Below are 25,246 nucleotides of genomic sequence, written 5' to 3'. Positions count from 1 at the left end.
CCCTTATTTTTTTCCGTGCAACATCTTTACACTTTCACGTGTGTACTGAAGTCGTTCAATCGTATCCGTATAGTGAATTGCTGCATAAGACAAGAAGAGCACATCAATCGCAAACAATTGTGCCAAGCGCGAACTGAGTGCCGCACTTCGAAGCGGTGCTTCCGGTGCACGCGATGTCCACAATGCGATATCTGCCAGCTGACTGATTCGGTTATCACCAAATCGGGTTAGACTAATCATTTTTAAACCGCGAATTTTTGCCAGTCGCATCAGTTCGACGACTTCTTCTGTTTCCCCGCTGTAAGAAATCGCGAAGAAGACATCATCCGGACTCGCATTTGCAAGGAGTGTCGCTAAAAGATGCTGATCCGATTCTTGAATCGCTAACTTCCCGACGCGCGTCCACTTTTGAGCTGCATCAAGTGCGACGACGTTCGAAGCACCGATTCCATAAAAATAGATAGCACGTGCTTGATCGAGCGCTTTTGTCGCTTCTGCGATTCGGACATCGTTCAATTGTTTGGCTGTATCTTGTAGGGCTTGCATACTGTTACTAAGCGTTTTTTCGATTAAATCTGCTGGACGTTCGTTTTCTTCGATATCGTGATATCCTGTCAAATCCGTTCGTGCCGTATCAGCAGAAATCCGCATCCGCAGTTCCGGATATCCCTTTAATCCAAGCGCACGACAAAATCGGACGACGGCTGCAGCACTCGTATTCGATTCTTCTGCCAAATGATGAATCGTCATCCCGGCGATTTCGTTTGCGTGGGATAAAACAAAATCAGCTACTTTTCGTGACGAGGACGGCAACTCCTCGCGTACTGCTTCAATTTGTGAAAAGATACCACCCTTCATTCAATCCGCTCCTTTGACTTGACGTTCTTTTAGAATCCGTTTTCATGTTATACATTTAGTGTACATTTTATGAAACTTAATTTCAAATAATTATTGTATTCCAAAATTTAATCATAATAAAAAGGACCCATGTGCATGGATCCTTCAGCTTACAGGAAAAACTTTATCAACGAATTTTAACGATTGGTTTTTTCGTATCGGGTTCGAGGAATAACATCGCTTCCGTATCTCCGTTTAAGTTCGTGACGGTAATCGTCGTCGGAACATTCCGGTTATACTCCCACTGGTTTTCAAGCAGATACGTCACGTATTGGATGAAGGCGACAAGTTCTGCTTTTCCGTAAAATTGAACCGGGATTTTAATTTCAAGCTTCTTCAATTCACCCTCTTGATAGAATCCTTCACCCATCATCCCCGTGTAGTTCGGGAAGTAGTCTTCGAGCCGGTCCTTGAACAAGTCGAATTTCGCCGCGTCATCACGAACGTCATTCGTTGCTGCTGAAGAAGGATAGTAGTAATACTTCTCATCATAATTTTTCCAGTCATTCGCACTAATTTGGTTCCCGCGACCGATGAAGGCCGATGAAAGGTAGTGACCTGAAACCGGTGAACCCTCTTTCTCTTGTAAATAGAGGGCGACGTGGATCGGTGTCGTCTTCATCCCGTCCGTCTTCCGCATCTTTTGGACGAGTTCGTTTGCCATTTTCTTGCCTTGCTCGATGACTTTTTTCTCATCTAATTTCACAGTATATGTCGGCCCATAGTTTTCATCTTGGAAAACGTACTCACTATTTAAGACTAACGCAATCGATGTCCCACCCAGTTCGAGTTTTTTATCTTCTTCGAGCATGTAGTCTTGTTCTAAGATGTGCGATAAAATCAAAGGAGACTTCTGATTTTTCTCTTTATATGATTTTCCAGTCGTGTACGCCGGGTTTAATCCTTCTGGATCACTCCCACTCGTATCTGCTTTTCCTGTTCGAAGCAACCACGTTGCGATTTGGTCCGCTTCCAGCAGTTGACCTTCTTGGTAATAATATTTTTCCGGGTCAAAAAACTGTGTTGAATGGCGCATCAGCCCGGTCTCAATCTCATCCAGTTCAAGCCGTGAGCTGACCCGCTTTTGTGTCATCCCGCGGGCGACGCTTGGCCGAAACGGAAGTACCGTTCGATAGTACGAATCGGTCGTATCGATTGCCGGACTGACAACTGCTTGGACTTCTTTACCTTGTTCGCTCTCAGTAATGACTTCTTTCGTATCGCTATCTTGTGATAGATCCATCGAACAAGCACCTAAAAATAGTGTGCTCGTCAATGTCAATGCTATCATTTTTCTATATCTCATCATCATTGCACCCCATGTTTTAAAATCGTTCTCTTTATCATAACAGAATCGTTTTCAATCGGGGAAGCACTAGTTTTCCCCTACTTTTCAAAAAGCACTGCGTGACTTTTAATCGCGCGAAAGGACAATCTTATATGAAACAACGACAAGTCATCGGGTTCCTTCTCTTATCAGCAGGCATTTTATTCATGCTTTGGCCCATTTGGAGTACCTATCAAAAACAAGCAACAACGACTGATTTAAAGCAACAATGGAAAAAAAGCTTACAAACGGTTGATGCAAAAGAAACGACAAAACCACTGGCGACAAAAGGTGACGGACTCTTAACAATCCCTTCACTTGATTTCGAACAAGTCATCTTAGAAGGAGCTTCGACCGATGTTCTTGATCGCAGTATCGGGCACATCGAAGAAACCGGTGCCCCGGGAAAAGGAAACTATGCTTTAGCAGGACACCGAAGTTTTACGAAAGGACTTCATTTCAACAAGTTACCGCAACTGAAAACAAAAGCCGATGTCATCGTCACCACAAAAGACCATCGTTATACGTACCGCATGGAAAGTTCAAAACTCGTCAAGCCGACGGATCTCTCCGTTCTCGATCAAAACGTCAAACAACCGATGATTACACTCATCACTTGTGATCCACCGGAAACCGCGACAAACCGTTTAATCAAACAAGGTGTGTTGATTAAAACAGAAACACTTGATTGAGTCTAGCACTTCATCTGCTTTCAAACACAAACAAAAATCCGAGTGATTCTTTTCAAAAGAAGAATCGCTCGGATTTTTTTAAGGCGTAGACCCTACTCTGAATCGCTTATTTTAAATCACGCCTCGTGTCGTGCCAATTCTTCCAGCAATCGTGCCTCATCCCAAATCTCAATTCCGAGTGATTCAGCCTTCGTCAACTTCGACCCCGCCTTTTCACCTGCGACTAAGATATCGGTTTTCTTACTAACACTCCCGGTCACGTCCGCACCGAGTATCTCAAGACGCTTTCCAGCTTCCGAACGTTTTAACGATTCCAGTGTCCCGGTCAAAACAATCGTTTTCCCGGAGAACGGTGCATTCGATTGATCGATCCGTTGACCAAGAAACTGTTGGTTCAGTCCAAGCGCTGCTAAATCCTGAATTAGTGCCTGTGCTTCCGGATGCTCGAAGTACTGCGTAATCGAGTCAGCAATTTTACTGCCGACTCCGTCGATCGCCACAATTTCATCGTAACTTGCTTGCGCGATTCCGGTTAACGTATCAAAACGTTCTGCGAGCAGATACGCTGCTTTTTGACCGACGAGACGAATCCCTAGACCAAAGACGAGGCGTTCGAGTGAATTTTGTTTCGACGCCTCGATTGCCGCCAGTAACTTATCGACTGACGTTTCTCCCATCCGTTCATAGGTCAAGAGTTCGTCACGATCGAGACGATACAAATCAGCAAGCGTCCGAATTGCTTGATGTTCATACAGTTGACGGACAACTTTTTCACCAAGCCCATCGATGTTCATCGCTTGGCGCGAGACGAAGTGGATGATGCCTTCCGTCAACTGGGCGGGACATTCCGGACTGACGCAGCGCACGTCGACTTCACCTTCGAGGCGGACGAGCTCCGACTGACAGGCAGGACATTGTTTCGGGAATTCAATCGGTTGTTCCGCCCCCGTTCGTTCTGAAACGACGACACTGACGACAGCCGGAATAACGTCCCCCGCTTTTTTAATGATGACTTGATCGTGCAGGCGGATATCTTTTTCCATGATGAAGTCCGCGTTGTGTAACGTCGCATAACTGACGGTCGAACCGGCAACGACGACGGGTGCGAACCTTGCGCGTGGTGTCACTTTCCCGGTCCGTCCGACACTAAAGTCAACTTCTTCGACGGTCGTCATCACTTCTTCAGCAGCAAATTTATAGGCGGTCGCAAACCGTGGACTCTTCGCCGTAAATCCGAGTTCTTCCTGATCGTCATAGCGGTCGACCTTGAGCACGATGCCATCGATTTCATACGGCAATGTCGCACGCTCTGCCGTCCAGTACGTGATGAACGCTAAAATATCTTCTACCGTCTGACATGTTTTCATTTCTTTGTTCGTCGGTAAACCGAGCTGTGCCAGTTGTTCCATCGCTTCACTATGAGAGCGCGCCGTCAGTGTATTGACGCCGACACCGTAGACGAATAACGATAAATTGCGTGACGCCGTTATCGACGAGTCGAGTTGCCGTAAGCTACCGGCTGCGGCATTTCGTGGATTGGCGAATAATGCTTCTTCGCGTGCCGTCCGTTCCTCGTTTAAGCGCTCAAACGATTGTTTCGGCATGTAGGCTTCGCCGCGAACTTCAACCGTCTCCTGCTCACGCAGACGTAACGGTAACGCTTTAATCGTCCGTAAGTTTTGGGTAATGTTCTCCCCGACCGTTCCGTCACCTCGTGTCGCCCCACGAACGAGTAGTCCGTCCTCATACTTTAAAGAAATCGCGAGTCCGTCGAACTTCAGCTCCGCGACATATGTCGTTGCACGACCGAGCGACCGTTCAATCCGCTCGACCCATTCCCGGATCTCCGTTTCATCGAAGACGTTGCCAAGTGAGAGCATCGGTAAGTCATGCGTCACCTTTTCGAATGCTTCGAGTGGCGCTGCTCCGACACGTTGGGTCGGAGAATCCGCCGTAATCAGTTCCGGATGGGCCGTTTCCAGTTCAGTCAGTTCCCGTAGCAATTGATCGTACGTGCTATCCGGTACGGTCGGCTGATCTTTTACGTAATATTCATAGCTGTACTGATTTAGTTTTTGGCGCAATGCTTCGATGCGTGCTTGGTCTTCCATTTTGACGCCTCCACTCATACCTTTTTAATTGGTGCGAATTTTGCAAGCAGCCGTTTAATCCCGACTGCCGGGAACGCGATATCAATCTCAAGACTATCGCCAGACCCACGTGTTTGGACGACCGTTCCTTGCCCCCACTTACCATGCTCTGCCTTGTCCCCGACATTCCAGCCAAGTGACTCGGCGCCGGATGTTTTCATCGCTGTCGGTTTCGTGACCGAACGACCGATAACAGCTTTCCCTTGCGGAACCGGACGATCTTCCCATGGGAGTGGTTTGGGTTTTTTACCAGTCCGTTCGATAACTTCTTCCGGTAACTCGGCTAAGAAACGCGATTCTTGGTTCGCATTTGTCCGTCCGTATAACGAGCGCATCCGCGCATGCGAGAGATAAAGTCGTTTTTCTGCTCGCGTGATGCCGACGTAGGCCAGGCGGCGTTCTTCTTCCATCTCGTCTTCATCTTGCAACGAACGGCTGTGCGGGAACAAACCTTCTTCCATTCCAATCAGGAAGACGACCGGGAACTCAAGCCCTTTCGCCGAGTGCAACGTCATCAACGTGACTTGCTCACCTGGATCCGTTTCATCAAGCGAATCAACATCGGCGACGAGTGTCAAGTCGGTCAAGAAGGCAATGATCGTCCGGTCTTCCGGATCTTCTCCTTCTGTCTCCTTCTCGAAGTTTTGCGCGACAGTGATGAACTCGTTGATGTTCTCAAGACGACTTTGTGCTTCAAGCGTCTTGTCTTCCTTTAAGACTTGACGATAGCCTGATTTTTCAAGAACTTCCTCGACGAGCTCCGAGATGCTGATAAATTCCTGCATCTGACGTAACCCCATGATCATCGTCCGGAAATCCGTCAATTTAGCTGCCGTCTTTGGTGCGATATTCGACAATTCGATATCACGGATGGCATCCATCAAGGACACACCCTGAAGATCAGCGAAGTCACGTAATTTATCAATCGTTGTCGCCCCGATTCCTCGTTTCGGTTCATTGACGATTCGGGCAAAGGATAAATCCTCGTTCGGGTTCGAAATCAGGCGGAGATAGGCAAGAACGTCTTTGATTTCTTTTCGATCGTAGAACTTTGTTCCGCCAATCATTTTGTACGGTACGTTTGACTTCAGTAACGTTTCCTCGATTGCACGCGATTGAGCGTTCGTCCGGTACAAAATTGCGATGTCGTTAAGCTTCATCCCGTAACGTAGCGAATTGCGAATTTCTTGAACGATGTAAAAGGCCTCTTCCCGCTCGTTTTCCGCCGTATGGATAATCAATTTTTCCCCTTCGAGATTTTCCGTCCACAGCTTTTTATCTTTTCGTGTACTGTTGTTTTTGATGACATGGTTTGCCGCATCAAGAATTCGTTTGGACGAACGATAGTTTTGTTCGAGCAAGATGACGCGGGCTGTCGGATAATCCTCTTCAAACGACAAGATGTTCGCGATATCCGCACCACGCCAGCGATAAATCGACTGATCGGAGTCACCGACGACACAGAGGTTTTGATGTGCGGCTGCTAATAAGTTAACGAGATCGTATTGGGCTTTGTTCGTATCTTGATACTCATCGACATGGATGTAACGGAATTTTTTTTGATAAAAGGCGAGTACGTCCGGTGCTTGTTTGAATAACTCTGTTGTCTTCCCAATCAAGTCATCGAAATCGAGCGCATTATTGCGGCGTAAGACGGATTCGTATCCTTTATAAATTTCAGCGACTGTTTTTTCATATGGATTCGTCACGATTGACGCATAGAACTCAGCACTCCGTAATTCATTTTTTTGACTTGAAATAATAGAAAGCATCGACCGTGGATCCCATTTCTTCGGATCAAGGTTCTGTTCTTTCAAGACCAATTTAAGTGCCGACTGCTGATCGCTTGAATCAAGGATTGTAAAGTTCCGGTCGTAACCAAGCTTATCGATATCACGACGTAACATCCGGACACACATCGAGTGGAAGGTCGAGACCCAGATGTCGTTTGCGACCCCGCCGACTAAACGACCGATTCGGTCACGCATTTCCCGTGCGGCTTTATTCGTAAAGGTAATCGCTAAGATGTTCCATGGTGCGACTTGTTTTTCCGCCATCAAATAGGCGACACGATGCGTCAAAACACGTGTTTTCCCTGAACCGGCTCCTGCCATGATCAGCAAGGGACCGTCCGTATGTTTGACCGCTTTCGCCTGCTCCGGATTCAATCCGCTCACGAGCTGTTCACTTAAATTAAACATGTAATAGCCTCATTTCTTTTTTCCGAACTTTTGTTCTTATATTTTATCGTGTTGCTTCTACTGTCGCAAGTGCTGCTTTTAAATCCTCATAAATGATATTTCCGACGACAATTGTATCAGCATACCGGAACATTTCCCGAGCCCGCTCGACGGAATCGATTCCGCCCCCATAAAACAGCCGCGCCTGCCGGACGACGTCCTTGACGGCTGCGACGACTTCCGGATTGCCATAGACGCCGCTGTACTCAAGATAGACGATCGGCAGACGGAACACACTGTCCGCGAGTTGAGCGTAGGCGACGACTTCTTCGTCCTGTAATACTTTTGCTTTTGTGACGTGCGCGACCTTCGCCTCCGGATTCAAGACGATGTAGCCTTCTCCGACCAGGTCGGCATGGGCCAGCATATGCCCGACTTCCTGTAAGGCTTCGACCTGTTTTTCGACCAGATATTCTAGCGTACCACTATTTAAGACGCTCGGAATCAAATACGTATCAAACCCCATCGTCGCCGCTTCGAGCTCAGAAATTTCAAGTGCGACCGCGACCGGATATCTTCGCAGACGCATCAGTAAGTCGAGCGTCGTATCCAGCGTAATGTCGTCCGTCCCCCCGACGATGATTGCATCTGTTCCAGAGGTTGCGATTGCTGCGAGGGTCGTCTCCTCGATTTCTTTTGCTGGATCTAATTTAAAGACATGCCGCCATTCATCATACGGTAGTAACACGTTCGTCCCATCCTTCCTATCTTGTTCATCTCTAATTAGTATAAAACAAAAACCCATCTCGCGCAGGGCGAGATAGGTCAAGTAGTCGCGCGTCGTTTCGTTAAGAGTGCTGCGAGTCCGAGCGCTAAAAATCCGTAAAGGACGGCAAATGCCCATGGCTCAGCGAGAAAAAAACCGAGCACCGGGACGTCGAGTAACGATGATTCAGGCGAGCAGAGTGCCCGTCCATTGACGATTGCCAGAAATGGCAACGCCGGAACAGCAAAGATGTAACCAAAATTAATCCAAAATGCACGATTCATGCAATCGTCTCCTTAACCGATAATGACGGATTCCTTCGGATAATTGTATTTTCGTTTTGGCTGATTCGCTTTTAAGAGTAAGACAAACGAGATGACACCGATTCGTCCGATGAACATTAAAATCGATAATGTCCATTTTCCGACATTCGATAACTCACTCGTGATTCCGAGCGATAACCCGGTCGTTCCAAAAGCGGAACATGCTTCAAAGAACAGCACAAGGAATGGTGCATCCTCGAACATGAGCAAGACAATCAATCCGATGATCGTCACTCCCGTCGAAACGACAATGACGACGAACGATTTCCAAATGTCCGATTGGTCAATTTCACGTCCGAAAATCTTGATTCCATATTCTCCACGGATGAAGGCGACAACACTAAGTAATGCAACAGCAAACGTTGTTGTCCTGATCCCCCCGCCGACGGATGATGGAGAAGCACCGATGAACATTAAAATGGATAAGACGAAGACGGAAGCTTGTGAAAATGTCGTAATATCAACCGTCGTCAATCCACCATTTCGTGTCGTAACCGACTGGAACAGCGCATCGACAATTTTTTCATCAATCGGTAATCCTTTAAAGGACTGGTTCCATTCAAACAGCAACAGACTGCCTGTCCCGAAAAGGACGAGGATGAAGAACGTCGAGGCTGTCAGTTTCGTAAATAACGAAAAGTGATACGGTTGTCGTGTCGATTGACGTGTTGCCCGGTAGGCAAAGTATCGTCGCACTTCAACAAGTACAGGGAAACCAATCGCACCGAGTGTCAATAAGACGATTTGCATAAAGACGACAAATAAGTCTCCTCGAAACGGAAGAAGCGACTCTCCTGTGATATCGAACCCCGCGTTCGTCGTCGCACTGACTGAACCGAAGACACCTTGCAACATTGCTTCACCGATCGTCGGAAAGTATTTCGTATAATAAAGGCCTAAAATAAGTGCACCGATCAATTCAATGGAAAGAATGATTAAGATGACTTCACGGATATATTTGACGACCCCTTGCATCGTCGTCTGGTTTTGATCACGAACGACGAGTTGCCGTTCTCGAAAACCGATTCGCTTCCCCAAGATGACCCACATCGCGATATGGAGCGACATCAAGCCAATTCCACTTACCTGCACCAAAATCATGATCATAAAATATCCGAACGTCGTAAACGTATCGGAGACGGAAACGGTCGTCAATCCGGTCACACTGACACAGCTAACCGCCATGAACACCAAGTCTGTAAAATCCCAGTCATAGTCTCCACGGGTCGACCACGGTAGTCCTAATAAAATGATTGCGATGATGACAGCAACGAAATAGATGATGACGAGCGACTGGATCGGCGTCAGTTTTCGAATGAAATGCTGAATCTTTTGTTGAAACGCTAAATCCATCCAGGTTCGTCCTCCTTCATCAAAGCAGCGGATAACCGATTAGTTATCCGCTACTGTTTCTTCTTTCAAACCTAAACGTGCTAACGCTAAATCGTAACCACCAGAGCCATAGTTCAAACAACGTTTCACACGTGAAATCGTCGCCGTCGACGCCCCGGTCGCCTTCTCGATTTTATGATACGTGTTTCCTTCACGTAGTTGACGTGCCACTTCGAGACGTTGCGCAAGCGCTTGAATCTCGTTGACCGTCGCTAAATCTTCAAATAACGTATAACAATCTTCTAATGAATCCATCTTCATGATGGCCGTAAATAATTGGTCGAGTTCTTTCCCTCGTAATTTATCGAGTTGCATCTTGTAACTTCCTTTCCCATTCAATCACTCTTTAATAGTTTAAAGCGCGACGTTTTAAATTTCAAGCATCAGCGTAAAATCGCTGGGAAAAGAACTTTTTTCCGAAGGACTTCATAGATGCCTTGCGGCGTGATGCGGACATACGGCAAGTGCGTCGATGCAAGGAATAATAACGTATAAATCGGATCTTCGAATTGGTACCCCCGTGCGAACAACGCTTCACGCAATGCTGTTTCCTGAACGATTAAGTCTTCGAGCGGTAAATCAGAAGTCTGTCCCATCAACGTCAACGGAATCTCGGCAATCACTTCCCCGTCTTCGACGAGAACAATTCCCCCACCGAATGCTTTCATCCGTTCAAACGCCACCTGCATATCTTGTTTCGATTTCCCGATCATTAAGATATCACCACTGATTGAATAGGAACTGACCATCCCCCCGACGTTCGTCGCAAAGTTTTTCAAAACCGTATTAAGGCGCCATTTCCCTTGCCGATCAAGTAACATTAAAAACGACTCATTGCAATCGGCAGGTAAGACAGGCACACTCGTATCATGTTCAACTTGATACAATTTCATGATGACCGAGTTGATCATCTCAAGACCAACCGGCATGCTGAATGAAAAATCTTGATCCGTCAATGAGACGCTGACTTCAGACTTCTGCATTAATTCCATCGCTTGATCGAGTGCTTCAACGGGGTAGCACGGAATATCGTCACGCCGGACCCACGTCCCGCGTGCTAGGACATCGACGGGTGTCGGTTGATCGATCGCTTCTAAAATATTTAAGTGGGCAATCCGTCCCGGTGCGATACTTCCCAGGAGATGATCAAGATTAAAGTGACGTGCTGCATTGTACGAGGCAATCCGGTATGCTTCTTCTGCCGGAATTCCCGCAGCAAGCATCAAGCGGACCGTCTCGTCCATCAAACCAGACTTATAGAAGGACGGTGTCGAACCATCTGTCGTCACGAGGACCTTTTCATAATTTTGTAATCCGGCTTCGACAAGTCCTGCAAAAATGTCCGGTAAATCAGGACGAATCGATGAGTAACGAATCGTCGTCGTATATCCTAATTCAAGACGCGTCAATGCTTCCTCGACCGTCATCGCCTCATGGTCACTCGTTACGCCATATAGTGCCATCTTTGTCAGGGTTTTCGCAGATGCTCCCGGGAAATGCCCTTCAATCGGTTTTCCGAGCTTCATCGCGTCCTGCATCCATTGAAGTAACTCATCATCGCCTTGTGAAAGACGGGGCCATCCTGTCAATTCTCCCGCCTGAATAACTTGGGGATGTTTGAGCCAGGCTTGAATCCGCTTGTTGTCAATCGAGATACTATCTGCATCAAGTTCCGTCTGTGCGTCGAGTCGTGCCCACCAATACATCGATGTCGGAATATCCGCTAACGCTTCAACTTGTGCAAACGCTTGCTCGACGGGCTCTAACAAAAGGAGCATATTATCATTGACGAGTGTCGTCGTTCCACGCTCCGCAGCAAACTTCGCGAGCGTCGCCGGATTATATAATTGGAAGGGATGGGCATGCGGTTCAATGTATCCTGGTACGATGAATTTCCCTGTTGCATCGTAGACCTCGTCCGCCTGGTCCGGCATATCCGGTCCGACATAGATAATCCGGTCTCCGCTAACCCAGATATTCGCCGTGCGCCATGCTTTCAACCCATGATTTAAGTACGTCGCATTTTCAAGTACGAGTGTAGGTGCAAGCTGTCCGCTGATGACCGCTTGGTGACCACGTACTTCAGTTTTCGTCCAAGGGGACCTTCCACAATTCTTTTTCACGAAAGCTCGACCTCCTTTTATTTTCTGAAAACGCTTTCTTATACTTCTTATACTAAAATGTTATCAAAAAAGTTTCAAGGTAATTTCATGTATATCCGACCTATTTCGACAAAATAACACAAAACTGTCAAGGAAGACAATCAACTTTCGCATGTTCCTTCGGTTGAACGTCTGCTCTTCTCACATTTTTTCCGGTGTTGGACTGTATCGAACCTGATGCTCGTCATGTCCGCCGCTCTCTCCTTCTCGAATCGTCTTATGCTTTCCGACATTTCAGGCCGTATGCGAATTAGACAAATTCCTGATGCTCGTCATGTCAGCCGCTCCTCTCCTTCTCGAATCGTCTTCTAGCGGCAATCCTTCGCGCCGCTTCGCTACGCTGCAGGGTCGCTCTTGATTGCTTTTCGCTAAGAAGCGATTCAAGTCGGAAGTCGCGTCCTGACACAGCTGTTTTTTAGAGCAGTATTCAAAAAAACAGCACCCTGACAAAAGTTTCGCTTCTCGTGACTCCTACGGGAAAAAGCGCGGTTCGCGCTGTCAGAGGCAGGCGAGACCCTGCTACTTGTTCGTAGAATCAAGGAGCAACGGCTCGCGCCTCGCCCGAGGAAAGCACGAGAAGAAAGAATCTTTTTGTCAAAACCAACCTCTCAAAAAACGACATCCCGACACAGCTTTCGCTTCTCGTGACTCTTACAAGGAAAAGCACAAGAAGGAAAAACCTTTTGTCAAAACCCTTCTTTTAAAAAAAAGCCAAGCGAAATCGCTTGGCTTTTTACATAACAGTTTCCTTTAAATTCATGTTGTCCGAAACGCCTTTTTCGCAATATCCGTCCGGTAAAAGAAACCGGTTTGATCAAACGAAGCTAACCCTTGATAAATATCAGCGACTGCTGCTTCCATCGTCGCGGCTTGACTGACACAGACGAGGACACGCCCGCCTGCTGAAACGAGTGTATCGTCCTTTTCTGTCGTCCCGGCATGAAAGACTAAGACTTTCGAATCGATTGATGTAAGATCAATCGGTTGTCCTGTCTGCGGTCGTTCCGGATATCCGTCTGCCGCGATGACGACACCGACCGTCGCAGCATCGGACCACAGGACTTCAGGTTCCTCACCTGCTGCGAGCGGGATGATGACATCGAGCAAGGGGGTTTCGAGACGCGGTAAGATGACTTCTGTTTCCGGATCCCCGAACCGCGCATTAAACTCGATGACGGACGGTCCGCGGTTCGTCAACATCAGACCCGCGTATAAGAATCCTGTAAAGGGAATCCCTTCGCTTGCCATCTGCTCGACGAGGGGACGCAAGATCCGTGTCATCGCTTCATCCGTGACGGCTTGTTCATCGAATTGAGGCAACGGGCTGTAAGCTCCCATTCCACCGGTATTCGGTCCGGCATCACCATCGAAGGCGCGCTTGTGATCTTGCGACAAGACCATCGGGATGACGGTCTCTTCATGGACGAATGCCATCAAGGAACACTCTTCTCCAACGAGACATTCTTCGATGACAACACTACTTTGGTCACCGAAGTCACCGGCGAAGATGTCTTCAATTGCGCGAACTGCTTCATCAAGCGTCGTCGCCACCGTGACGCCTTTACCTGCTGCGAGACCATCTGCTTTGATGACGATCGGTGCCCCTTGACGGGAGACATACGCTTTCGCTTCTTCTGCCGATGTAAAGACAGCGAATGCTGCCGTCGGAATCCCTGCCCGTTCCATCAATCCTTTGGCGAACTGTTTACTTCCTTCAAGTGCCGCCGCTTCACGCGAAGGACCAAAAATCTTAAGACCCGCTGCTTCGAAGGCATTGACGACACCGAGGACAAGTGGGCCCTCTGGTCCGACAATCGTCCAATCAATCTGTTCGTCTTTAGCAAATTGGACAAGCTCACTGATGGCATCTTCCCGAATCGGGACACATGTGGCTTCCGTCATCCCGACATTTCCCGGCGCGGCATAAATCGTTTTGACTCGTTCATCTTGTGCTAGCTTCCAGACGAGCGCGTGTTCACGCCCGCCTTTTCCGATTACTAATACCTTCATGCAAGTCGCCTCCACTCAGTGTTTGAAATGACGGACATTCGTAAAGATCATCGTGACGCCGTGTTCGTTACACGCATCAATCGACTCTTGGTCACGAATCGACCCACCCGGTTGGATGATTGCCGTAATCCCGGCTGCCGCCGCGGCTTCGACCGTATCGCGCATCGGGAAGAAGGCGTCAGATGCGAGAGATGCACCAATCGCCTTGTCACCGGCTTGCGCGATGGCGATGCTCGCCGACCCGACACGGTTCATCTGCCCTGCCCCGACACCGACCGTCACTTCATCTTTCGCTAAAACAATCGCGTTCGACTTGACGTGTTTGACAGCACGCCATGCGAGCTTCAAGTCTTCCCATTCGGCTGCTGTCGGTTTACGGTCCGTGACGACACGTGCTGCTGCATCATCTAACGTCTCATCGTCGCTATCTTGGACAAGCATACCGCCAGCGACGGCTGTATAGCGAATCGCTTGGACACGTTTGACATCCAGTTCAAGCAAACGCAGGTTTTTCTTCGCTGCCAACAGCTCGAACGCTTCTGTCGTAAACGATGGGGCGATGATAATTTCAAGGAAGATGCCACTGAGCTGCTCCGCTGTCGCGAGATCGACTTCACGGTTCAGAGCGACGATGCCGCCAAAGATCGAGACCGGATCTGCTGCATGCGCCCGGCGGAAGGCTTCGTCGATTGTCGGACCGACAGCGACGCCACACGGGTTCATGTGTTTGACGACGACGGCTGCTGCTTCGCGGAACTCATCAAGGATTTCAAGTGCGGCATTGGCATCTTGAATATTGTTGTATGACAATTCTTTTCCGTGCAGTTGGTTCGCTGATGCAAGAGACGCCCCACGATAGATCGGTGTTTTATAAAACGCCGCTTCCTGATGCGGATTTTCTCCATAGCGTAAGTCTTGTACCTTCTCGAGCGTAATCGTTAATTGCTCCGGGAATTTTTCTCCCGTTTGTGTCAAGAAGTAGTCCGCAATCAAGGCGTCGTAGGCTGCCGTATGACGGAAGGCTTTCGCTGCTAATTTTTGGCGTGTTTCAAACGTCGTTCCACCGAGGTTGATTTCTTTGATGATTTCGCTGTAGTCTGCTGGATCAACGACAACCGTCACGGCTGCATGGTTTTTCGCAGCAGAGCGAATCATGCTCGGTCCACCGATATCGATGTTTTCAATTGCGTCTGCGTAAGGAACGTCCTCTTTCATAACCGTTTCCTTAAATGGATACAGATTGACGACAACGAAATCGATTGGTTTGATGTGTTGCTCTGCCATTTGTTCGCGGTGCGTCTCTAAATCACGACGTCCAAGTAAACCTCCATGGACCATTGGATGTAACGTTTTCACACGACCGTCAAGCATCTCCGGGAATTGTGTGACTTCACTGATACCGATGACCGGAAGTCCTGCTGCCTCAAGTGCTTGATGGGTCCCGCCTGTCGATACAAGTTCAATCCCTGCTTCGTGAAAGGCTTGTCCCAGTTCTACGACTCCTGTTTTATCCGATACACTAATTAACGCTCTCATACGTTTGCCCCCTCTTTAATCCACTCTTCGATGACTTGCGGATACAATCTGTGCTCTACTTGCTGAATCGCTTTCTGTAGCGTTTCCCGCGTCATATCCTCAGTGATACGGACCGCTTCCTGTGCCATGATTGGTCCCGTATCCATCCCTTCATCGACTATATGAATTGTAACACCTGTGATTTTAACTCCGCCACGAAATGCTTGCCCGATGGCATCTTTTCCTGGAAATGCCGGAAGCAGCGACGGATGGATGTTGACGATTCGTCCGGCATACCGTGCGAGAAGGACATCACCGACGAGACGCATATATCCGGCTAGGATAATCCGTTCCACGTCTCGCCGCTCTAGTTCCGCAACGATTTCGCGTTCAAAAGACGGTTTATCCGGGTAGTCCTTGGCTGTAAAAACAAACACATCACAGCCGCGTCTTCGTGCCCGCTCGATGACGAGCGCCTCTTTTTGATCGCAGACGACGAGTTCAATCGTCGCCTGTAAACGTCCTTCCTCAATCGCTTCAAATAACGCTTCAACATTACTCCCGCTTCCGGAAGCAAAACAGGCAAGCCTCATTGGTCGACTCCTTTGATGCGAATCCCGTCTTGATCTGTCACAGTCCCGATCGTATAGGCCGTTTCATTTTCGCGCGCCAGGCGTGCCGTCACTTCGGCCACGTGTTCCGGCTTGACGATCATCATGTAGCCGATCCCCATGTTGAAAACGTTATACATCTCGTCACGCGGAATGTTTCCGGCTTGTTCAAGCCAATCGAAGACCGGTAACGTCGGCCATTTTTTCGGATCAAACGTCGCCCCGCAACCTTCCGGGAGGACACGTGGTACGTTTTCATAGAAACCGCCACCCGTGATATGGACCATCGCTTGAATCTTCTCTGTTTCGAGCGCTGCTTTGACCGCTTCGACATAAATCCGTGTCGGCATCAACAAGGCATTGCCGATCGTGTTACCGAGCATCATCAATTCATCTTCATACTGAAGACCACTTTCTTCGACGATTTTCCGAACGAGTGAAAATCCGTTCGAGTGAACACCTGACGACGCGAGCCCTAAAATGACATCACCGGGTGTAACGCCTTCACCAGTAATCAATTTCTGTTTTTCGACGGCACCGACGGCAAAGCCGGCAATATCATACTCACCGTCTGCATACATCCCTGGCATCTCTGCCGTCTCGCCGCCGATTAACGTACAGCCCGACTGGACACAGCCTTCGGCGACACCGGCGACAATCCGTTCGATTTTCGACGGAATGGCTTTACCGAGTGCGATGTAGTCAAGGAAATAAAGGGGTTCTGCGCCTTGAACGATGATGTCGTTGACACACATCGCGACACAATCAATCCCAATCGTATCGTGTTGGTCGAGGGCGAAGGCAAGTTTTAACTTCGTTCCGACGCCATCTGTCCCGCTGACGAGCACCGGTTCTTTTAGATTCAATTGACTGAGGTCGAACATTGCACCGAAACTTCCGAGTCCCGTCATGACTTCCTTCCGCATCGAACGGGCGACGTGTTTTTTCATCCGGGATACGGATTCGTACCCTGCGGTCAGGCTAACACCTGCTGCTTCGTATTGTTTACTCATGCTTTGTTCCCCCATCTATTCAAAGTTTGGCTTCTAGTTCAAGTGCACCGATCGGTGTCGGATATTCGCCTGTGAAGCAGGCCGTACATTGTCCTTTCAGTGGACCATCGAACGGACGGTCAATCGCATTGACCATTCCGTTGACTGTCAGAAACTCCAGTGAGTCAGCACCGATTTCTTGGCAAATCTCACTGGGTGTCAGGCGGGCGGAAATCAGTTCGTCTTTTGACGACGTATCGATGCCGTAATAACACGGATTCGTGATGGGCGGCGCCGTGATGCGGACATGAACTTCCGTTGCCCCGGCTTCGCGTAACAGTCCAACGATGCGGCGGCTTGTCGTCCCACGCACGATGGAATCATCAACCATGATGACCCGTTTGCCGTTGACGACACCCCGTAGTGCCGACAGTTTCATTTTAACGCCGCGTTCCCGTAATTCTTGCGACGGCTGAATGAACGTCCGTCCGACGTAACGGTTTTTAATCAATCCCATCTCGTAGGGAATCCCGCTCGCTTCCGCATAACCAATCGCAGCGGAGATACTTGAATCCGGAACACCTGTGACGACATCTGCCTCGACCGGTGCTTCTTCGAACATTTTTTTGCCAAGTGCTTTTCGTGCCGTATGGACATTGACCCCATCAATCATCGAATCGGGACGGGAAAAGTAGATGTATTCCATCGAACACATCGCCCGCTCATGCGGTTCCATATACTGCCGTGATGACATGCCGGACGTCGTGATCGTCACGAGCTCTCCCGGCTCGATGTCACGAATGAACTCGGCCCCGACGATATCAAAAGCACACGTTTCCGATGAAAAGACGATGCCGCCATCTGGTGTTTTCCCGAGTGATAACGGGCGCAGACCATGTGGATCGACGGCGACGTACAACGTATCTTCCGTTAAAAAAAGAAAGGCGAATGCACCGACAAGCCGCGCCAGACTATCGGCAATCCGGTCTTCGAGTGTCGGTAATTTACTCCGTTTGACGAGGTGGGCGACGACTTCCGTATCGCTTGTCGTCTGGAAAATCGCCCCTTCCGCCTCAAGTAAATGTTTTAACGAATCGGCATTGACGAGATTCCCGTTATGGGCAAGTGCCAAGTCACCCGTCCGTGATTTGAAGTGAAGCGGTTGTGTGTTCTCGAGCGTGTTGCCACCAGCTGTCGAGTAACGGACGTGTCCGATCGCATGCTGTCCGGCTAACGAATCGAGTGTCTCTTGTGAAAAAACTTCCGTCACAAGTCCTTGTCCCCGGTGTGGAAGAAGCAGGTTGCCGTCGCTCGCGACGATTCCTGCGCCCTCTTGCCCCCGGTGTTGCAGACTGTGGAGACCATAATAAGCAAGTTGTGCCGCTTCCGGTTGTCCGAAAATCCCGAATACCCCACACTCTTCATTTAATCCTTTGATGTCATATAACACGCGATCGCCCCTTCCCAGTCGGCTTGCAGTGTTGAACGTGTTGCTTCGATGAGTGTGTCCGTTGTCTTGATTTGAATCGAATCCTCTGCTGTGACGTGACCTAGTTTTTCAGCACCTGTCTGTTCGACGAAGGCTGCCTCGTGCTCCGGCTTCACCGATACGACGAACCGGGATTGTGATTCACTGAAGAGATGTAACGCCGGTCCTTCAAACGTCACGTCGAGACCGAGCGTCGTTCCGAATGTCATTTCTGCCAAGGCGACGGCGAGTCCACCTTCCGCGACATCATGGATGGCTGTGACGAGCCCTGCCTGAACGGCTGTTTGTAAGGCACGTAAACGGGTTTGTTCGACGTTCAAATCGATGCGTGGTGCTTTCCCGAATGATTTTTCGAATTGCATGTATTGGAGTTCACTGCCACCGAACTCCGGTAACGTCTCACCGAGCACGTAGATTGCGTCGCCTGCTTGTTTGACGTGTTGTGTCGTGATCCAGTCGGTCTGGTCATGTAATCCGACCATTCCGACGACCGGCGTCGGGTGGACGGCTTTGCCGGCTGATTCATTGTAGAGCGAAACGTTTCCGCCGATGACCGGTGTCTCGAGCACGCGGCAGGCTTCAGCCATCCCGGCCGTCGCTTGTTCGAGTTGCCAGAAGCCTTCCGGTTTATCCGGATTCCCGAAATTGAGGCAATCGGTGATCGCAAGTGGTGTTGCACCACTTGCAACAATATTGCGGGCGGCTTCAGCGACGGCGATCTGACCACCGACGAACGGATCGAGGTAAACGAAGCGGCTGTTACAGTCTGTCGTCATCGCGAGTGCTTTGTTCGTGCCACGGACACGGATGACGGCTGCATCGGAACCCGGTGCAACGACGGTTGACGTTTGAACCATATGATCATACTGATCGTAGACCCAACGTTTTGACGCGATCGTCGGTTGTTTGAGCAGGGCACGCCATGTTTCGACGACATCCTCGACGACCGGCAACGTCTCTTCCATTGCTTGGAACTCTTCATAATAAGCCGGAACGCGCGATGGCTTTTGATAGACCGGTGCTTCTTCCGCAAGGGCATCGACCGGTACTTCAGCGACGATCGTTCCGTGCTGGACAAGGCGAAGGACTTTTTCTTCGATGACTTCGCCGACATGAACGGCATGTAAGCCCCATTTGCTGACGATGGCTTCGATTTCCGCTTCCCGTCCGCGCTCGACGACGAGCAACATCCGCTCCTGCGACTCCGATAACATCATTTCATAAGCGGTCATGCCGGTTTCACGTTGCGGCACATCATCAAGGTGCATTTCAATCCCCATGCCGGCTTTCGAAGCCATCTCGGCTGACGACGAGGTCAGTCCGGCAGCGCCCATATCCTGCATCCCGACGAGTGCCGGATGGCCGACGATTTCGAGACAGGCTTCAATCAATAACTTCTCCATGAAGGGGTCACCGACTTGGACGGCCGGACGTTTTGCTTCCGTATCCTCCCCGAGATCTTCTGAAGCGAAGGTAGCACCGTGGATGCCGTCACGCCCTGTTGCCGCACCGACGTACATGACCGAGTTCCCGGCACCTTTCGCAAGACCTTTTTGAATATCTTCATGATTGATCAGTCCGATACACATCGCATTGACGAGTGGGTTTCCTTCATACGAACGGTCGAAACCGACTTCTCCGCCAATCGTCGGAATCCCGACGCAGTTGCCGTATCCGGCAATCCCGGCGACGACTTGTTCAAACAACTGATTGACGCGTGGTGTCCCGAGATGTCCGAAACGAAGCGAGTTCATCAACGCGACAGGACGGGCTCCCATTGAAAAGATATCGCGGATGATCCCACCGACACCCGTTGCTGCCCCTTGGTAGGGTTCGACGGCTGACGGATGATTATGACTTTCGATCTTAAAGACGACCGCTTGATTATCACCGATATCGACGACACCTGCGCCTTCACCTGGTCCTTGCAAGACACGGGGACCGGTCGTCGGAAACTGGCGTAAGACCGGTTTTGATGTTTTGTACGAACAGTGTTCTGACCACATGACGGAGAAGAGTCCTGTTTCCGTGTAGTTCGGTTGACGACCGAGTAAGTCGACGACCATCTGGTACTCCGCGTCGCTAAGTCCCATCGTCGCATAAATCCGTTGCTCCTGAATTTGCTCAATCGTTGGTTCAGACTGTTGTTTTAACATGGTGGGCCCCCTGTTTGACGAGTGAAGTGAATAACTTAAGTCCATCTGTTCCGCCTGTCAGCATTTCGACAGCACGCTCCGGGTGTGGCATCATCCCGAGCACATTCCCTGCTTTATTCGTAATCCCTGCAATATCGCCGCGCGATCCGTTCGGATTGTCGACGTATGTGAAGGCAATTTGTTGATTCGTCTGCAACATCGCGTACGTGGCGTCGTCACAGTAGTAGTTTCCTTCCCCGTGGGCGATTGGAATCGAAATCGTTTCACCCGGTGCATAATCTGACGTGAAACGTGTCTGGTGATTTTCGACCTTCAGTTCGACTGTCCGGCACATGAACTTCAGTCCGGTATTGCGGTGCAAGACACCCGGGAGAAGACCCGCTTCGACAAGGATCTGGAAGCCGTTACAGACACCAAGAACGGTTTTCCCTTCTGCTGCAAATCGTTTCACTTCCTCCATGATTGGTGAAAACTGGGCGATTGCGCCGCAGCGGAGATAGTCCCCGTATGAGAAACCGCCCGGAAGCAGGACACCATCGTATCCTTCAAGTGACGTTTCGGTATGGAAGACATAGTCCGCTTCCTCACCGAGCGCATCCTTGACGGCATGGTACATATCTAAATCACAGTTCGATCCTGGAAAGACGATGACCGCAAACTTCATGCCGTCGTCACCCCTTCTACTTCAAAACGATAGTCTTCCATCACCGTGTTGACGAGGAGCTTTTGGCACATGTCATGAATCATCGTGTCCGTCGTTTCATCCGAGACGAGCAGTTCGATTCGTTTTCCGATCCGGACTTCTTCGACACCCGTAAAACCGAGTTGCGCAAGACCACCTTTGACAGCGACTCCTTGTGGATCTAAAATGCTTTCCCGTAATGCGATCGATACGATGACTTTTTTCATTGTGTGTTTCCCCCTAGGCGATTGAATAGTGTTTGGTACGTGTCGATGAGTGATCCGATGTTGCGACGGAAGACATCTTTATCGAGGTGCTCTCCCGTTTCTTTATCCCACAGACGGCATGTATCCGGTGAAATTTCGTCAGCCAGTAGAATCTCGCCTGTCGGTGTTTTTCCGTATTCGAGTTTGAAATCGATGAGCGTGATCCCCTTTTCGTCAAAGTACGGACGTAAGACGGCATTGACACGGTTCGCTTCTTGTTCAAGTAAATCGAGCTCTTCCGTAGTCGCAATCTTCAGTAAATTGATGTGGGCACGGGTGACGAGCGGATCGCCTAAGCTATCATCTTTATAGTAAAACTCAACGATTGGTGTTTCGAGCACTGTTCCTTCTTCGATCCCAAGCCGTTTGCTGAGGCTTCCGGCGACGACATTGCGGACGACGACTTCGAGTGGAATGATGGTGACACGGCGTACGAGCTGTTCGCGCTCGGAAATGCGTTCAATGAAATGGGTCGGAATGTCGGCCGCTTTAAGTACTTCAAAGAAGTGACTCGTCAAGCGGTTGTTCAGTTCACCTTTACCTGCGAACTCTGCTTTTTTCTCTCCATTAAATGCTGTCGCTTCGTCCTTGTAGACGATGCGGAGCACGTCCTGCTCCTGCGTCGTGTATAATCGTTTGGCCTTACCTTCATAAAGTGGTTGCATTGCTTTCGTCCCCCAGGATCCTAAGATGTAGACGGGGACAATGCCCCGTCTCAGGTTGATTAGTTCAAGCCACACCGTTCAAAAATTTCATCGACCCGGCTCGTATGATACGTTGGATCAAAACAAGCATCGAGTTCTGCTTCTGTAAAGAGTTGTTGAATCTCTTGTTCCTGCCATAACAAGTCACGGAACATGATTTGTTCTTCCCATGCTTGCATCGCCCGTGGTTGGACGAAGTCGTACGCGGCTTCACGCGACCAGCCTTTTTCAATCAAAGCGAGTAAGACGTGTCCGGAGAAGATGACACCATACGTCCGGTCCATGTTGCGTTTCATGTTTTCCGGGAAGACCGTCAAGTTTTTGACGATGTTACCGAACCGGTTCAACATGTAGTTGAGTAAACCGGTTGCGTCCGGCAGAATGATCCGTTCCGCAGATGAATGGGAAATGTCCCGTTCGTGCCAAAGCGAGACGTTTTCGTAAGCCGTCACCATGTGTCCACGAATGACCCGGGCAAGCCCTGTCATGTTTTCTGAACCGATCGGGTTACGTTTATGTGGCATCGCGGATGATCCTTTTTGACCTTTCGCGAAGAATTCTTCGACTTCTCGTGTTTCGGTTTTTTGAAGACCACGAATTTCCGTCGCCATCTTCTCAATCGATGTTGCGATTAACGCGATCGTCGACATGTAATGGGCATGACGATCACGCTGCAGGGTTTGCGTCGAGACCGGCGCCGGTTTCGTTCCAAGCTTCTCACAGACATATTTTTCGATGAACGGGTCGATGTTCGCAAACGTTCCGACCGCACCTGACATTTTTCCGTATTCGACGGTCTCACGTGCAGCGTCGAAGCGGACTTTGTTCCGTTTCATCTCTTCGTACCAGAGGGCAAGCTTCAGACCGAATGTCGTCGGTTCGGCATGGACACCGTGTGTCCGTCCCATCATGACCGTGTATTTATGTTCGTTCGCTTTGACTTTCAAAATCTCGATGAAGCGGTCAAGATCCGCTGCGAGAATATCGTTTGCTTGCTTCAAGAGATACGAGAGTGCCGTATCGACGACATCCGTTGACGTCAGTCCGTAATGGACCCATTTACGTTCTTCACCAAGCGTCTCCGATACAGCGCGTGTAAAGGCGATGACGTCATGGCGTGTCTCTTGTTCGATTTCATTGATGCGGCTCACATCAAACGAGGCATTGTCCCAAAGGAGTTTCACATCTTCTTTTGGAATGACACCAAGCTCGCTCCACGCTTCACAAGCTAAGATTTCGACTTTCAACCAAGCCTCAAATTTATTCTGTTCTGTCCAAATCGCTTTCATCTCAGGTCGTGTATACCGTTCGATCATCTAACCGTCTCCTTCCAGATTTGCAGGCGCTCGACTTCGGCTAATGCTTCTTCGACTGAATCCGCTAAGATGTTCAAGTGCCCCATCTTCCGTCCTGTCTTCGCTTCCTGCTTTCCATATAAGTGAACTTTCGTCCGTGCCGATAATGTATGTTGTTCCTCGGATAATGCTGTGACATGTTGACCTAGGATGTTCGCCATGACGACCGGTGTCGTCAGACGGGTATCACCGAGCGGGAGCCCACAGATGGCACGGATGTGCTGTTCAAACTGTGACGTCTCACACGCATCGATGGAATAATGCCCCGAGTTATGTGGGCGTGGCGCCAGTTCATTGACGATGATTTCTGAACCGACAACAAAGAGTTCGATCGCGAGCGTCCCAATCAAGCCGACTGCTTCGGCAATGTTCGTTGCCAAATCAATTGCCTGTTGTGACAGCTCACTTGAAATGCGGGCCGGAACGATTGACAGATGGAGTATGTTATCCCGGTGAATGTTTTCGCTGACTGGAAAGACACGCGTTTCCCGTTCGCTCCGTGTGACAATGACGGAGATTTCTTGATCGAACGGTAACCATTTTTCAGCGACGTATTCGGTCGGTTCGAACGTTTCAATGGCACCTGCTAAATCAGCTGCCGTCCGAATGACCGTCTGCCCTTTTCCGTCATAACCGAAGCGAGCCGTCTTCAGGACGAAAGGTAATCCTAACCGTTCGCTTGCTTCTTTCAAGTCTGCAACGGTATGGACAGCATGATACGGTGCGACCTGATAACCATGTCGTTCAATCATCTCTTTTTCCCGGATCCGGTGTTGCGTCTGAAACAACAACTCTGTCCCGTGGACCAACTTATCACCGATTGCCATCGCGACTTCGTGCGAGATGTTCTCAAATTCGTATGTGACGACATCTGATTCTTGCGCTAGACGCTTTGCTGCTTCGACGTCCGTAAAGTCTGCGACAATTTGTTGATCCGTGATTTGCGCGCAAGGTGCATTTTCCGTCGGATCCAGTGTCAGGAGTTCGTATCCCATTTCGCGTGCCGATAATGCCATCATCCGTCCGAGCTGGCCGCCACCTAAGATTCCAATCTTCGTCATGTCAGATGCACCTCGGAAGCGATGACTTGTCCTTCTAGTTCAACGCGCATATGGTCGAGTGCTCTCGCAATCCGCTCGTCCACTGTTCCAAGAATTTGTGCTGCCAGTAATCCGGCGTTCTTTGCACCCGCCTCACCGATCGCAACCGTAGCGACAGGCACACCACCCGGCATCTGGACGATCGAGAGTAAGGAATCGATGCCTTGAAGAGCTTTGCTTTTAATCGGAACCCCGATGACGGGGAGTGTTGTTTTGGCTGCCACCATTCCTGGCAAGTGGGCTGCCCCACCCGCTCCTGCAACAATGACCTTCAGTCCTCGTTCGCGCGCTGTTTCTGCGTAACGGAACATTAAGTCCGGTGTTCGGTGGGCCGAGACCACTTTCTTTTCGTACCGAATGTTCAGCTGATCGAGTACATCACATGTCGCTTTCATTGTTGACCAGTCAGACTGGCTTCCCATAATAACGCCAATTTCCACATTACTCATCTTCGTCTCCTCCTTTTTGCATAAAAAA

General features: G+C 49.5%; 22 protein-coding genes. 1 reads left to right on the top strand and 21 read right to left on the bottom strand.

Annotated features, from left to right (window positions below; translation table 11 throughout):
* Positions 1-3 precede the first annotated feature (3 nt).
* The gene (locus tag A0126_RS02320) at positions 4-858 is read right to left on the bottom strand and encodes a MurR/RpiR family transcriptional regulator (RefSeq protein WP_088836288.1); all 855 of its coding nucleotides are present in this window, start codon (positions 856-858) and stop codon (positions 4-6) included.
* A 166-nt stretch (positions 859-1,024) separates the two neighbouring features.
* The gene (locus tag A0126_RS02315) at positions 1,025-2,188 is read right to left on the bottom strand and encodes a CamS family sex pheromone protein (RefSeq protein WP_239456817.1); all 1,164 of its coding nucleotides are present in this window, start codon (positions 2,186-2,188) and stop codon (positions 1,025-1,027) included.
* A gap of 149 nt (positions 2,189-2,337) precedes the next feature.
* On the opposite strand from A0126_RS02315, the gene A0126_RS02310 reads away from it, so the two are divergent.
* Positions 2,338-2,916, top strand: a complete 579-nt coding sequence (locus A0126_RS02310; protein ID WP_088836287.1) for a class D sortase — start codon at positions 2,338-2,340, stop codon at positions 2,914-2,916.
* Between the two features lie 116 nt (positions 2,917-3,032).
* On the opposite strand, the gene ligA is transcribed toward A0126_RS02310, so the two are convergent.
* The 19 genes from ligA to purE form a co-directional block, all read right to left on the bottom strand.
* Positions 3,033-5,027 carry an NAD-dependent DNA ligase LigA gene (gene ligA / locus A0126_RS02305; RefSeq protein ID WP_088836286.1) on the bottom strand — a complete coding sequence of 665 codons (1,995 nt, stop codon included), beginning with the start codon at positions 5,025-5,027 and terminating at the stop codon, positions 3,033-3,035.
* A gap of 14 nt (positions 5,028-5,041) precedes the next feature.
* Positions 5,042-7,267 carry a DNA helicase PcrA gene (pcrA, locus tag A0126_RS02300; RefSeq protein ID WP_088836285.1) on the bottom strand — a complete coding sequence of 742 codons (2,226 nt, stop codon included), beginning with the start codon at positions 7,265-7,267 and terminating at the stop codon, positions 5,042-5,044.
* Positions 7,268-7,310: 43 nt separating this feature from the next.
* A complete protein-coding gene (locus tag A0126_RS02295) occupies positions 7,311-7,994 on the bottom strand; it encodes a heptaprenylglyceryl phosphate synthase (protein WP_088836284.1) in 684 nt (227 codons plus the stop codon).
* Between the two features lie 77 nt (positions 7,995-8,071).
* Positions 8,072-8,296 carry a hypothetical protein gene (locus A0126_RS02290; RefSeq protein ID WP_088836283.1) on the bottom strand — a complete coding sequence of 75 codons (225 nt, stop codon included), beginning with the start codon at positions 8,294-8,296 and terminating at the stop codon, positions 8,072-8,074.
* 12 nt (positions 8,297-8,308) lie between these two features.
* Positions 8,309-9,688 (bottom strand): TrkH family potassium uptake protein, encoded by a 1,380-nt coding sequence (locus A0126_RS02285; RefSeq protein ID WP_088836282.1) that lies wholly within the window; start codon positions 9,686-9,688, stop codon positions 8,309-8,311.
* Positions 9,689-9,727: 39 nt separating this feature from the next.
* Positions 9,728-10,042 carry a YerC/YecD family TrpR-related protein gene (locus A0126_RS02280; RefSeq protein ID WP_029332595.1) on the bottom strand — a complete coding sequence of 105 codons (315 nt, stop codon included), beginning with the start codon at positions 10,040-10,042 and terminating at the stop codon, positions 9,728-9,730.
* 68 nt (positions 10,043-10,110) lie between these two features.
* On the bottom strand, positions 10,111-11,850 hold the full coding sequence (locus A0126_RS02275) for an adenine deaminase C-terminal domain-containing protein (RefSeq protein WP_088836281.1): 1,740 nt from the start codon (positions 11,848-11,850) through the stop codon (positions 10,111-10,113).
* Positions 11,851-12,645: 795 nt separating this feature from the next.
* Entirely contained in the window at positions 12,646-13,899 is a 1,254-nt protein-coding gene (purD, locus tag A0126_RS02270) for a phosphoribosylamine--glycine ligase (protein WP_088836280.1), read from the bottom strand.
* A gap of 15 nt (positions 13,900-13,914) precedes the next feature.
* Positions 13,915-15,435 carry a bifunctional phosphoribosylaminoimidazolecarboxamide formyltransferase/IMP cyclohydrolase gene (gene purH, locus A0126_RS02265; RefSeq protein ID WP_088836279.1) on the bottom strand — a complete coding sequence of 507 codons (1,521 nt, stop codon included), beginning with the start codon at positions 15,433-15,435 and terminating at the stop codon, positions 13,915-13,917.
* On the bottom strand, positions 15,432-16,007 hold the full coding sequence (gene purN / locus A0126_RS02260; RefSeq protein WP_088836277.1) for a phosphoribosylglycinamide formyltransferase: 576 nt from the start codon (positions 16,005-16,007) through the stop codon (positions 15,432-15,434). Before purN ends, purH begins: the two co-directional genes overlap by 4 nt.
* Entirely contained in the window at positions 16,004-17,038 is a 1,035-nt protein-coding gene (purM, locus tag A0126_RS02255) for a phosphoribosylformylglycinamidine cyclo-ligase (RefSeq protein ID WP_088836275.1), read from the bottom strand. The genes purN and purM overlap by 4 nt, the downstream gene beginning before the upstream one ends.
* 19 nt (positions 17,039-17,057) lie before the next feature.
* Positions 17,058-18,467 carry an amidophosphoribosyltransferase gene (purF, locus tag A0126_RS02250; RefSeq protein ID WP_088836274.1) on the bottom strand — a complete coding sequence of 470 codons (1,410 nt, stop codon included), beginning with the start codon at positions 18,465-18,467 and terminating at the stop codon, positions 17,058-17,060.
* Positions 18,443-20,662, bottom strand: coding sequence for a phosphoribosylformylglycinamidine synthase subunit PurL (gene purL / locus A0126_RS02245; protein WP_088836272.1), 2,220 nt, complete (start codon positions 20,660-20,662; stop codon positions 18,443-18,445). Before purL ends, purF begins: the two co-directional genes overlap by 25 nt.
* Positions 20,643-21,326 carry a phosphoribosylformylglycinamidine synthase subunit PurQ gene (gene purQ / locus A0126_RS02240; protein WP_029332587.1) on the bottom strand — a complete coding sequence of 228 codons (684 nt, stop codon included), beginning with the start codon at positions 21,324-21,326 and terminating at the stop codon, positions 20,643-20,645. The genes purL and purQ overlap by 20 nt, the downstream gene beginning before the upstream one ends.
* The gene (gene purS, locus A0126_RS02235; protein ID WP_088836270.1) at positions 21,323-21,571 is read right to left on the bottom strand and encodes a phosphoribosylformylglycinamidine synthase subunit PurS; all 249 of its coding nucleotides are present in this window, start codon (positions 21,569-21,571) and stop codon (positions 21,323-21,325) included. The genes purQ and purS overlap by 4 nt, the downstream gene beginning before the upstream one ends.
* Positions 21,568-22,275, bottom strand: coding sequence for a phosphoribosylaminoimidazolesuccinocarboxamide synthase (purC, locus tag A0126_RS02230; RefSeq protein ID WP_088836269.1), 708 nt, complete (start codon positions 22,273-22,275; stop codon positions 21,568-21,570). Before purC ends, purS begins: the two co-directional genes overlap by 4 nt.
* Positions 22,276-22,334: 59 nt before the next feature.
* On the bottom strand, positions 22,335-23,630 hold the full coding sequence (gene purB / locus A0126_RS02225; protein ID WP_088836267.1) for an adenylosuccinate lyase: 1,296 nt from the start codon (positions 23,628-23,630) through the stop codon (positions 22,335-22,337).
* The gene (gene purK, locus A0126_RS02220; protein WP_088836266.1) at positions 23,627-24,730 is read right to left on the bottom strand and encodes a 5-(carboxyamino)imidazole ribonucleotide synthase; all 1,104 of its coding nucleotides are present in this window, start codon (positions 24,728-24,730) and stop codon (positions 23,627-23,629) included. The genes purB and purK overlap by 4 nt, the downstream gene beginning before the upstream one ends.
* Positions 24,727-25,218 carry a 5-(carboxyamino)imidazole ribonucleotide mutase gene (gene purE / locus A0126_RS02215; protein ID WP_088836265.1) on the bottom strand — a complete coding sequence of 164 codons (492 nt, stop codon included), beginning with the start codon at positions 25,216-25,218 and terminating at the stop codon, positions 24,727-24,729. The genes purK and purE overlap by 4 nt, the downstream gene beginning before the upstream one ends.
* Positions 25,219-25,246 lie beyond the last annotated feature (28 nt).

This window comes from Exiguobacterium sp. N4-1P (assembly GCF_002214325.1).
This window is presented reverse-complemented; position numbering and strand designations above follow the sequence as displayed.